13 protein-coding genes and 1 pseudogene are annotated in these 11,002 nt (G+C 54.4%); 2 read left to right on the plus strand and 12 right to left on the minus strand.

The genetic code is table 11. The features are described from left to right. Positions 1–207: 207 nt before the first annotated feature. From GS630_RS09585 to GS630_RS09595, 3 genes are read right to left on the minus strand one after another with little or no spacing between them, the layout of a single operon-like run. Positions 208–915, minus strand: coding sequence for an IS6 family transposase (locus tag GS630_RS09585; RefSeq protein WP_171175025.1), 708 nt, complete (start codon positions 913–915; stop codon positions 208–210). 31 nt (positions 916–946) lie between these two features. Further along, positions 947–1,357, minus strand: a complete 411-nt coding sequence (locus GS630_RS09590) for an alcohol dehydrogenase catalytic domain-containing protein (protein WP_171621542.1) — start codon at positions 1,355–1,357, stop codon at positions 947–949. 21 nt (positions 1,358–1,378) lie between these two features. Then, complete coding sequence (locus tag GS630_RS09595) at positions 1,379–1,669, minus strand: putative quinol monooxygenase (RefSeq protein WP_171175031.1); 291 nt, start codon at positions 1,667–1,669, stop codon at positions 1,379–1,381. Positions 1,670–1,770: 101 nt separating this feature from the next. On the opposite strand from GS630_RS09595, the gene GS630_RS09600 reads away from it, so the two are divergent. Further along, the gene (locus GS630_RS09600) at positions 1,771–2,670 is read left to right on the plus strand and encodes a LysR family transcriptional regulator (protein ID WP_171621543.1); all 900 of its coding nucleotides are present in this window, start codon (positions 1,771–1,773) and stop codon (positions 2,668–2,670) included. 40 nt (positions 2,671–2,710) lie between these two features. Here the strand turns inward: GS630_RS09600 and GS630_RS09605 are convergent, their stop codons facing one another. From GS630_RS09605 to GS630_RS09635, 7 genes are all read right to left on the minus strand, one after another. After that, positions 2,711–2,905, minus strand: coding sequence for a hypothetical protein (locus GS630_RS09605; protein WP_171621544.1), 195 nt, complete (start codon positions 2,903–2,905; stop codon positions 2,711–2,713). A 96-nt stretch (positions 2,906–3,001) separates the two neighbouring features. Next, entirely contained in the window at positions 3,002–4,720 is a 1,719-nt protein-coding gene (locus GS630_RS09610) for a SulP family inorganic anion transporter (protein ID WP_171237115.1), read from the minus strand. 12 nt (positions 4,721–4,732) lie between these two features. Next, positions 4,733–5,071 (minus strand): TIGR01244 family sulfur transferase, encoded by a 339-nt coding sequence (locus GS630_RS09615; protein ID WP_170612187.1) that lies wholly within the window; start codon positions 5,069–5,071, stop codon positions 4,733–4,735. Positions 5,072–5,090: 19 nt separating this feature from the next. Further along, the gene (locus GS630_RS09620; protein WP_171237114.1) at positions 5,091–5,972 is read right to left on the minus strand and encodes an MBL fold metallo-hydrolase; all 882 of its coding nucleotides are present in this window, start codon (positions 5,970–5,972) and stop codon (positions 5,091–5,093) included. Positions 5,973–6,008: 36 nt separating this feature from the next. Next, the gene (locus GS630_RS09625; protein WP_170612192.1) at positions 6,009–6,437 is read right to left on the minus strand and encodes a DUF6691 family protein; all 429 of its coding nucleotides are present in this window, start codon (positions 6,435–6,437) and stop codon (positions 6,009–6,011) included. A gap of 4 nt (positions 6,438–6,441) precedes the next feature. Further along, on the minus strand, positions 6,442–6,873 hold the full coding sequence (locus GS630_RS09630) for a YeeE/YedE family protein (protein ID WP_170514316.1): 432 nt from the start codon (positions 6,871–6,873) through the stop codon (positions 6,442–6,444). 84 nt (positions 6,874–6,957) lie between these two features. Continuing rightward, positions 6,958–7,629, minus strand: coding sequence for a Crp/Fnr family transcriptional regulator (locus GS630_RS09635; protein WP_170612194.1), 672 nt, complete (start codon positions 7,627–7,629; stop codon positions 6,958–6,960). Positions 7,630–7,949: 320 nt separating this feature from the next. On the opposite strand from GS630_RS09635, the gene GS630_RS09640 reads away from it, so the two are divergent. After that, the gene (locus tag GS630_RS09640) at positions 7,950–9,872 is read left to right on the plus strand and encodes a DUF3604 domain-containing protein (protein WP_171621545.1); all 1,923 of its coding nucleotides are present in this window, start codon (positions 7,950–7,952) and stop codon (positions 9,870–9,872) included. Positions 9,873–9,994: 122 nt separating this feature from the next. Here GS630_RS09640 and GS630_RS22385 read toward each other — a convergent pair. Together GS630_RS22385 and GS630_RS09645 are read right to left on the minus strand one after the other, a co-directional pair. Beyond that, positions 9,995–10,195 (minus strand): annotated as a pseudogene (locus GS630_RS22385) (integrase); the annotation flags it as partial. Positions 10,196–10,271: 76 nt separating this feature from the next. Continuing rightward, a partial coding sequence (locus tag GS630_RS09645) for a sulfatase-like hydrolase/transferase (RefSeq protein ID WP_171711991.1) occupies positions 10,272–11,002 on the minus strand: 731 nt, incomplete at its 5' end.

Consider the following 11,002-nt stretch of genomic DNA (forward strand, 5'->3'; position numbering starts at 1 on the left):
ATGACGACGAGGGAACCCAGCTTGAAAAGGCTCTGTTTTGTGTAGTGTTAGCTGAAGCGCGATGTTTGTATCTCTTTCTGCGAAGATAGTTTGAGAGAGCCGCATATCGATCAGATCGCCACTCTGAGTGCAGAACAGGCGCTTGCCGCGAAGCGGTGCTGTCAGACAAATTCGAACCAGTCTCAGCTAGGCCAGTAGAGCTGTCCTTTATTCGGCACAAAGACCGCGCCACTCGGCAAGAGCGACGGTGCGTGTCAGCTTGAAGGTTTCTCGGCTAGTAAGCGATCTTTCCTGGTTGAAGTGGTTGTAGACAGAGGAGTGGACGGAGGCGAACTTCTGCAAACTTCGCATGCGCCTGAAACGTTGCATGGCGCGTTCGCGTCTTCGAAACGGGAGGTGTGAATTCTCAACGCGGTTATTGAGCCACCTGCCCGTCTGCTGTTTTTCGGTAGCCCCAAGCTCTCTGAGAGCGGCCCGATACGATGCGAAGCGGTCCGTCACAATCTCTTCCGCACAGCCATGGCGCTTCATCAATTTCCGGAGGAATTTCAATGCGGCCTGCTTGTTTCGGCGTTTGGTGACGACTGCTTCCAGCACTTCGCCATCATGATCTACAGCCCGCCAGAGGTAGTGCCTCTTGCCATTCACCTTCACAAAAACCTCGTCCACGTGCCACTTCCATTTCGAGAATGCGCGCAGGTGCTGAACACGCTTCCGTCGGATCTCAGCTGCAAACATTGGACCAAACCTGTTCCACCAATATCGGACGGTTTCGTGGCTCACGTCGATGCCTCGCTCGTGCAACAAGTCTTCGACATTCCGAAGCGAGAGCGGGAAACGGATGTACAGCATCACCGCAAGACGGATGATCTCGGGACTCGTTTTAAAGTACTTGAAAGAGGCAGGTTTGGTCATAGACAAAAACTATGCGACCGTCCTTCCTGCCTCAAGACAACTTCTTCTGACAAGACCTTGTCAGGGGCATCGCCGCCGCCGCAGAGGTCGGGATAGAACCCGGCGCTCTGCCGACGATGCGGGAATCGACGAGATGATATTCGGAGTTGGTTCCGGGCCGGTTCACCGAACCTGCGTAGTAAACTTTTTCACCGACCGAAAAATTTTTGACGGCATCACCGATGTCAACAATCTCACCGGCGGCATCCCACCCCAATATATCTGGTGTCCCTCCAGTCGGAGCACGCCGCTGCCGGATTTTGGTATCCACAGGGTTGACTGAAATCGCCTCCACCTTCACCAGCAGATCATGTCCAGTCGCGGCGGGCTTATCGGCATCAAAGTCGATCAATGCATCGGGTCGAACAATCGGGCCCGTCTCGGTATATCCGACAGCTTTCATGGCGTGCTCCTTCTGGTCTGATCAGCCGATGATGCTCATCTCGTTCAACGTGAACTCTTCGACAGCCCCATCGGTCGCTGCCATGTAGGCGGCCAGGTGCGGCGCACCCATATGCGTCTGCCACAATTCACGGCTTTCCCAGTTCTCATAGAACAAGAAATGCGCCGGGTTTTCGTTGTCCTGATGCAGATCGTAGTTGATACAGCCTTCTTCGGCCCGCGTGATGTCGATAAGCTTAAGAAGCTCGGTTTTTACCAGGTCGATCTTGTCAGGGTTGGCTTTGATGTTGGCGACGATGGTCAGCTTGGCCATTGGAATCATCCTTTGTTCGGTGTCGATGACGGCAATTTACGAACCCGCTTTTTCGGGATAAACGGCCATATACCAAAATCATAATCCGGAATTTACGGCCAATGTTTATCGACAACCTGCGACTGTTCCTGACCATTGCTGAGAAAGGCAGCCTCGTTGCAGCGGCGCGCGAATCCGGCCTATCCACAACAACTGTCTCCGAACGCTTGGCGGCTCTCGAAGCCTACTATGGCGTGGTTCTGCTCAACCGTACAACGCGTTCAATTAGCTTAACTGAGGAGGGCCGTACGCTTTTAGATGGAGCCAAGTCAGTTCTGAGCGAGGTTTTTGACCTCGAAACACGCATTCGCCACGGGGCCAACACGCTCTCTGGACCGATCCGCATCTCAGCACCTGTTGATCTTGGGCGTTCCATTATATCGCAGGCTATATCGACGTTCACTCAAGAGAACCCAGCCGTTTCCATCGAACTGTCTTTGTCCGACGGATACGTCGATCTAGTCGGTCAGGGATTTGATCTGGCAGTGCGCTTTGGCAACGTGACCGACTCCACTCTCAGGGTGCGAAGCCTCGGGGCCTTTCAGCGCCTCGTTTGTGCGGCACCGGCGTACCTAGAAAAGCATGGTAAACCGCAATCAGCTGACGATCTTGCAGATCATAATTGCCTCGTGATGCGCTTTGGCGAGACCTTGGACAACGTGTGGGACTTCGGCAAAGGGCCCAAGCGTCACCGGGTCACGGTTCGTGGAAGTCGGGTTGTAAATGACGGATGGCTCATTCGGTCTTGGGCGCTGGCCGGACACGGGATCGTCCTGAAATCAGAGTTGGATGTCGCTGAAGACATTCGCTCCGGAGCCCTGGTATCATTGCTTGAAGACGACTTACCTCCGCCAAATCCACTGCAGGTGATGTTCCCACCAGGGAGAGCACAGCCACGCCGGGTGACTGCATTCGCCGAACACCTTCGTGTCAAGGTGCGTGATCAGCGTAGTGAAAAGTAGAGTTTTCTTCGAGGTATCAAGGCACCCCGCCAACGCGATACTACATTAAGCTGCCGTTCGAATCGAGAGCAACAATGGCAGCAAAGTCCCGCGACTTGCTCATTGATGTATTAGGTCTCGCCGCGCTCAGCGTGAATGGCTGGTTTTCACGCCGCGCAGCGGCGCTGAGAATGATGCGGACGCGGCGATTTTCGTGCTGTGAGCGCGCGCAGCGAGAAATTGCAATGGCGGTCATGGGCTCGCTGCAGACGTTCGCTGCGCAGTGCATCAGTGACCGCTATGCGGACAAAGCGCTCGTTCATATCACGTTAACAAACCAAGCTGATCTTGGTCACTCGCTCGCTTCTGCAATGAGCGTTGTCCACGCATCGTGCTGGGACAAGAAAACCCTGCCGTTCAGTCCGTCGACAATATGAGACCGCTTGAGTCTGTCCATAACAGGACCCTTAACTTCGGACAGATGTAGGCCAACGCCAAGCTCCTTAAGGCGGTGATTGATTGCTTCGAGAGTTTCCAGCGCTGAGTAGTCCACTTCGTTAACGGCAGAGAACATCAAAACAACATGTTTGACCTTCGTCCGCTCGGCAAGGCGACTGAAGATCAGTTCTTCCAGAAAGCCGGCGTTTACAAAGTAAAGGCTCTCGTCGATGCGCAACGTCAACACCGTGGGTGCGGTTTCGACATCGTGGCGCAGGACATTTCGAAAGTGCTCTGTCCCGGGCACGCGGCCCAATTCCGCAACATGCGGTCGAGACGTCTTGTACAAATGCAAAAGTATTGAAATAGCCACTCCAGACGCGACGCCGACTTCAACACCCAGACTGAGCGTCAGCAAAACCGTTGCAGATACCGCGATGAAGTCCGCACGGGAAAAGTCCCATGTTCTGCGCAATATTGAAAAATCCACAAGGCTCAGAACCGCCACAATGATTGTGGCGGCCAACGTAGCGTTTGGCAGGAAGTACACCAATGGTGTCAACGCCAAGGCGGCGATCGCGAGGCCAAGCGCAGTATAGGCGCCAGCAGCAGGAGTTTCAGCGCCGGCATCGAAATTGACGACTGATCGCGCAAATCCCCCCGTGACCGGGTAGCCTCCTGTGAACGCTGCGCCGATATTGGCTGCGCCCAGTCCAATGAGTTCCTGGTCCGGATCGATCCGTTGACGTTTCTTGGCAGCCAAAGTTTGCGCGACTGAGACGGATTCGACAAAGCCAATCACTGAAATCAGAATCGCCGGAACCAACAGCGCTGCAAGCAAATCGGGCGCAAATCCTGGCAAAGTAAGCGGCGGCAGGCTTTGCGGGACTTCCCCAACGATTTCCACACCCATTTCGACAAGATCTAATGCCCAAACCGCAACCGTAGTAGCAACTACGGCGGCAACAGGTCCCGCCTTCGTCAGAATATCGGCAAGCGCCGCCGGGGCGCCTAGCCTCAATAGTCCGGGTTTTAACCAACGGCGGGCCCCAAAAAGGAAGGCCGTCGCACTGAGACCGATAACAAGCGTAACCCAATTCACCTCGTGCAAATGCGCAGCAATCGATGCGAGTATCTCGAACACTGTATGTCCGTGAGCATTGACACCCAAAATGTGCTTGAGTTGGCTGGCGGCGATCAAGATCCCGGATGCTGTGATAAAACCCGCAATCACCGGGTGGCTCAAAAAATTAGCCAGGAAGCCTAGCCGCAAGAACCCCAAAAGCAACAGGAAACCGCCAGAAAGAAATGCGAGGGTTAGTGCCGCAACCGCGTAGCCTGCCGTGCCTTGTTCAGCAACCTGACCGACCGCTGACGCTGTTAACAGTGAGACAACGGCAACCGGGCCAACGGCTAAGGCGCGACTGGTTCCAAATATTGCGTAAAGCAGAATTGGCGCGATGGATGCGTACAGCCCCGCTTCCGGTGGCAACCCAGCCAAGAGCGCGTAGGCCAAGGATTGGGGTATCAGCATGATGGTGACGATCACCGCCGCCATCAGATCGTTAGAGAGCTCCGCCCGTCCATAGCTGCGAGCCCAACTCAGAACCGGCAGATATTGATTCGCCCGCATCGTTACCTCCCGCTACGCCGCAGTGCCTCGTAGTGCGCGCCACAGCGCTGCAGCGCGCTGACCGCTTCGGCAGTAGCCAAGGACAGGCTCAGGCAGCTCTGCCAACGCCTTAGAAAATTCAATGTGGTTCGCTTCTGTTGCGCCGGAGTGTTTGACCGGCACATAGCGAGCTTGAAGACCTTGAGCCTTGGCGCAGTCTTGGATCTCGCCAAAGGTAGGCTGACCCTTTTCTTCGCCGTCAGGACGGACACAGATTAACGACCGAAATCCAAGCGTTTTGACTTCCGCAAAGTCATCGGCCTCTAATTGGCCGCAAGTACTGAAGTCGTCGGAAATTTGGGTGATTTCCATCGCTCTCATCCTTTCAAAATCAGAGTTTGTTGACCGGAATCTTGAGCATGGGGTTGCCGTCCACGTCCGTTGGCACCTCACCCGCACGCATATTTACCTGAAGTGATGGGATGATCAGCTTCGGCATTGCCAGCTGAGCATCTCGTTCTGTGCGGAACTTGACGAACTCTTCTTTTGATTTGCCACCGCCAACGTGGATGTTGTGGGCTTTCTCATCGCCGACAGTTGTTTCCCAGGCAATGTCCCGCCCGTTTGGTCCGTAGTCATGACACATGAAAAGTCGTGTTTCGTCCGGCAAGCTCAGGACTTTTTGAATGCTATCGTAAAGCGTTGCTGCATCGCCGCCTGGAAAATCTGCGCGCGCCGATCCCCCATCCGGCATGAACAAAGTATCGCCCACAAAAGCCGCATCCCCTGCAACATGTACCATGCAAGCCGGCGTATGGCCGGGGGTGTACATTGTGAACACCTGCATATTGCCAACCATGTACGCATCGCCGTCTTCGAAAAGCTGATCGAACTGGCTGCCATCACGCTGGAACTCGGTACCTTCGTTGAAGACCTTTCCAAACGTGTCCTGCACGATCATGATTTTTGAACCAATGCCGATTTTTCCCCCAAGCTTTTCTTGGATATACGGCGCCGCACTCAAATGATCGGCGTGAACATGGGTCTCAATGATCCATTCCAAATTCAGATCTTGGCTTACGATCTGGCGGATGAGTTCGTCTGCGTGATCGTAAGTGATGCGCCCGGCAGCGTAATCAATGTCCATTACGCTGTCGACAATGGCACATGAGTTCGAGGTTGGATCCTTTACAATATAGCTGATGGTGTTCGTTGCCTCATCGAAGAAGGCCTGAACGTCCGGCTTGATGTTTATGTTCGAGTGATACGTCATCTAACTTTACTCCTGAGAGTTTGAGGCAATGGGTGATTACGCCGCCGACTTAACAGGTCGCGCGAAAAGGAGCCTGCGCAGTACAAACCCGGCAAGAACGGCAACCAGAAAGAGAGCGACTTCCCAACGCCCGGTGCCAAGTGCCGGAATAGCAGCGCCGGGGCAGAAGCCTGCAATTCCCCAACCGACGCCAAAGAGAGCCGAACCACCAACCAGTCGCTTGTCTACGGCCGTCGCGCTTGGAATCTGAAAACGCCCGCCAAAGAGCGGCGTTGTTTGCCGCCAGGCAAGTCTGTAGCCGAAGAAAGTGACCAGGAGCGCACCACCCATAACAAAGGCGAGGCTAGGATCCCACGTCCCGGCAATATCGAAGAAATTCAGAACTTTGGCCGGGTCCATCATGCCCGACACAGCGATGCCAATGCCAAAGATCAGGCCAGTAAACAAAGCAAAAACAAGCTTCATTGCATTAAACTCCAAAGACATGACGGATCAGGAAGACTGTGATTGCAGCTGTGACCATGAAGGTCGGCACTGCCACCAAGGAGCGAAAAGACAGCCGAGATAGTCCGCAAACACCATGCCCTGAAGTGCAGCCAGACCCGAGACTGGCGCCCAGGCCTACGATCACGCCGCCGATCACGATCATAGTTGGGCTGACAGGTACCGTAAGTTCAGGCATCGCACCGGTTGCAGCATAGATCAGGCCCGGTGCGAGGATCATTCCCACAACCAAAGCTGTTCGCCAGGCGAATTCCTCACGGTTTTCTGGGAATGCCAAACCGGACAAAATGCCCGTCGCACCCATGATGCGTCCAAGTCCGAGCATCAAAAGCACGGATCCAAGTCCAATTGCTAGCCCACCTCCAAATGAGGCGATCGGCGTAAACGCGGTTTCCATCAGGCGTCTCCGGTTGTTCGTGTTGCAACCTGATTACCGACCGGTGCCTTGCTCTTCAGTGACAATGTCACCCAACGCAAAAATTCATGCGCTGTCCGCCAAACGCTCTAATTGAGGTTTGTTCTGGAGGGTAATCCGCCCTCTCGTCTGAAGGATAAGTCCGCGCTTTTGAAAATCGTTCAGTATGCGTGAAACGACCTCACGCGCTGTCCCTAATTCGTTGGCCAAAGCCTGATGCGTCGCCTGGATTTCAGAATGACCTTCTCCCAGCGCCAAAAGGCGCTCTGCCAGTCGAACGTCCATTCTGCCAAAGGCGACATCGTCGACCACGCGCAGAAGATCAATCAACCGACGAGAATAGGCCGAGAAAACGAAGCCGCGAAAACTGTCTTCTTCAGCAGCCAGTCTATCAAAAGAGGTTTTTGGCAATGTGATTGCCGTAACGTCGGTCTCGGCAATACCCTCAGCATTATAAGCTTCCTCGGACAGCATGCAGGCGGTGGTCAGCACACAGCTCTCTCCAGCTTCAACACGATACAGCACGATTTCTCGCCCGGCATCAGAGCTTTGGGAAACGCGTATACGGCCGGCATGCAAAAACATCAGACTGTCCGGGATGTTGTCGGGTCCAAAAACTTGCTGGCCCTGCTTGTATGAAACCACGCGTGCTTCATGTAGAAGTTTATCCCTGACCCGCCGAGGTAGATTTCTCGTGCCAAGAAAGCTTTCGGTCCAATCTCCGACAGTTGTCTTCAATTTTTGTCCTATGCCCTGTGCGTTCGGTTCACTGGTTCCATACAAAGATGCGGTGGCACGCAATCTGGATCAATGGCTCTCTTCGCTTTTCAGACGAGCTAGATCCGAGCATCGCCCAACATTGGCCAGCCCGACTGGCTATTAATGCGCGGCTCAGCTCTTTGGCCGCTTCGGGCTCAGAGCAGCCGTTTGCTGGGCTCTGTTCGAGTGACCCCTACGCGGACAAAACAGCCGCTTATGAATAGATAGCTTTTGGCAGTTTGGCTGGATAAAGTCCTAAGATTAAGAAATCAGTTTTGAAGCTTCAGGGATTTTCCAAAATGCGGATACCGTACCTTGTTGTTTGTATGGCCTTTGTCACAGGGACTACTGCCTTTGCACAAGTTGTTCCACCTGATGCCAGCGATGCGTTTTTGAAGGGGCGACCCTATTCGCCTTATGCTGATCGCGCCTATCCAGAGAGAGTTTTCTTCGGGGACACGCACGTCCATACTGGCCTGTCGGCTGATGCGGGTGGCGGTGGAACACGCCTCATGCCACGCGATGCCTATCGCTTTGCACGTGGAGAACAAGTCACTTCAAATACTGGACAGCCCGTTAAGCTGCACCGCCCATTTGATTTTTACATGATTACTGATCATTCCGACGCGATGGGTGCAATCACAGACATTATTTCGGGAGCCCCCAACATACTGGCTGACGAGCAAGGCCGCGAGTTTCACAACGCTTTCAATACGGGTGGAGAAGAGGCTCTTCGTGCGATGCAGCAACTCATTGCGAGTTTTGCCCAAGGTACAGTCTCCCCCGCGCTCAATTATCAACCCGGCAATCCGGCATTTGCGACAGTTTGGGGTGACATTATCGGTGCAGCAGAAGAATTTAATGATCCCGGTGTGTTTACGACTTTCATAGCATTCGAATGGACCTCACTTGTCCAAGGCAACAACCTGCATCGCAACGTGATCCTGCGCGATGGGCCTGACATTGCACGCCAGATACTGCCCTACACAACGACGCCACCGGTAGGCTCGCCTAATCCGCAGGACCTCTATGCCTGGCTTCAGAATTTCGAAGACACAACAGGCGGAGATGCCCTCGCGATTGCTCATAATGGCAATCTATCCAATGGTTGGGTGTTTTCGCTGGTTGATGACTTTGCAGAAGGCAAACCTCCATTGGACCGCGCATACGCCGTAGCCCGCGCGAAGTGGGAACCGCTCTACGAGTGGTCCCAGATCAAGGGCGATGGTGAAGCGCACCCGCTGTTGTCGACGGAAGATGAGTTTGCCGACTACGAAACATGGGATTTTGGCAACCTTGATGCCAGCGTTACAAAAACGCCGGAGATGCTGCCCGGAGAATATGCACGGTCAGGGCTACTGCGCGGCCTTGCTCTTCAAGCTGAGCTTGGTGTGAACCCCTACAAGTTCGGTGCCAGCGCGGCCACAGACACCCACACTGGTTTGTCTGCCGTCGCAGAAGACAATTTCTTTGGTAAACATACGGCTTACGAACCAAATGCGGAACGTGCAAGCCATGTTGGGAAGTCTTTTTCTGATGGCGATGTAGCTTACTACGGTTGGGGTTACAGTGCCGCCGGATTGACCGCCGTGTGGGCGCGGGAAAACACGCGAACATCTATATTCGACGCAATGGAACGTCGCGAAGCCTATGGCACTACCGGCCCTCGCATGACTGTCAGGTTCTTCGGTGGTGACTATTCCGAAGACGCAATTGCACGGCGCGATCTAGCTCGGATTGGTTACGGTGGAGGGGTGCCGATGGGCGGTGACCTCACCGTTGCTGAAGGCGAGGCCCCAGACTTCTTGGTGTATTCATTGCGTGACCCCGTTGGTGCAAACCTCGACCGCATCCAGATCATAAAAGGGTGGATTGATGCGGATACCGGTGAAGCGCAGGAGAAAGTCTATGACGTGGCATGGGGTGGAGACAGAAGCCCGGGCGAAAATGGTAAGCTGCCAACTGTTGGGAGCACGGTCGACTTGTCCATTCCGTCTTGGACAAATACGATCGGCGCGTCGGAGTTAGGAGCGGTATGGACAGACCCGGATTTCGATCCCTCGGAACTCGCTTTCTATTATGCTCGTGTGATCGAAATCCCAACACCACGGTGGACTGCTTACGACGCTGTGAAGTTCGGTGTCGAAATGCCAGAGGGTACACCGATGGTCACGCAGGAACGCGCCTACACATCGCCGATCTGGTACACGCCGAACAACTGAGAGTGCATCGTTTACACGTGATCGCTTAAGGCTGCCTTGGGCTCGAAGGCGTCAGTCGGAATGTATTGGTCGAAAGACCGGTCCGAAAAGACGAACGGCAGCAAAGACCGTTCGTCTATTATTCAGATGTCAATCTTCTCAGCGGTGCTCAGCGCATCTTCGAGCTCAACACTTAGGTATCGCACGATGCTGTCAACCTTGATATACCCAAGCAAAAGCTGCGCCGCGCGCAGATTGCCAGTCTTGCGATAGATCTGCGCTGCTTTTGTGCGTCTCAGCGAATGCGTGCAATAACCGCTCGGTTCGAGACCTATGGCGGAAAGCCGCCCTTCGCTCTCAGGTAAAAAAACGACCGCATTACGCGGTCGCTTTTGGGATTCTGTATATGGCCTCTACTTTTTAGCCGCCCTGGTTGCGTTGCAAATTTTCCAGCACCTGATCGATGGAGAAACTCGCCGGCTTTTGTCGGGGCGGATAATCCTCGAATGTTGACAAGAATTGCGCAACGAACGCCTGAGCAGGGACCAAGAGATAGGTCCGGTCGAGTCGCCATCTTGAGTACCCTATTGACTCGTGCTCCGCCCGTTCGAATGGATCGGTGTAAAGATCGATGATCTTTGGTAGCCGCAGGAACGTCAGGGGCTCCTGCCAGACGTCAAATCCATGTGCGCGCTGTTCCGCAAAGACGACCTTCCAGCGATTATAGCGGAGGTTCATCAGGTCGCCACCGTCCGAGAAGTACAGGAACTCTCGCCGTGGGCCTTCTTCCGCCTCACCCCGGAAGTAGGGCATGAAGTCATACCCGTCGAGGTGCACCGGCTCGTTGCCCTCGCCAAAAGGTGCCTCGGTCAGCATACGTTCCTTCATGTCTCCATCGCCGAGCGCCGACATCAGCGTTGGGAACCAGTCGAGGTGGCTGATAATCTGGTTAGATTTTCGACCCGGCTCGATCACGCCCGGCCACTTGATCAGCAGCGGAATGCGGAAACCACCCTCCCAATTGTCGTTCTTTTCTCCCCGGAACGGCGTTGTGCCGCCATCTGGCCAAGAAAAGACTTCGGCGCCATTGTCAGTAGAATACATCACAACGGTGTTGTCGGCGATGCCAAGCTCGTCGAGCTTATCCAGCA

The organism is Ruegeria sp. HKCCD7303, from assembly GCF_013111185.1.
In the GTDB taxonomy this organism is placed as follows: Bacteria; Pseudomonadota; Alphaproteobacteria; order Rhodobacterales; family Rhodobacteraceae; genus Ruegeria.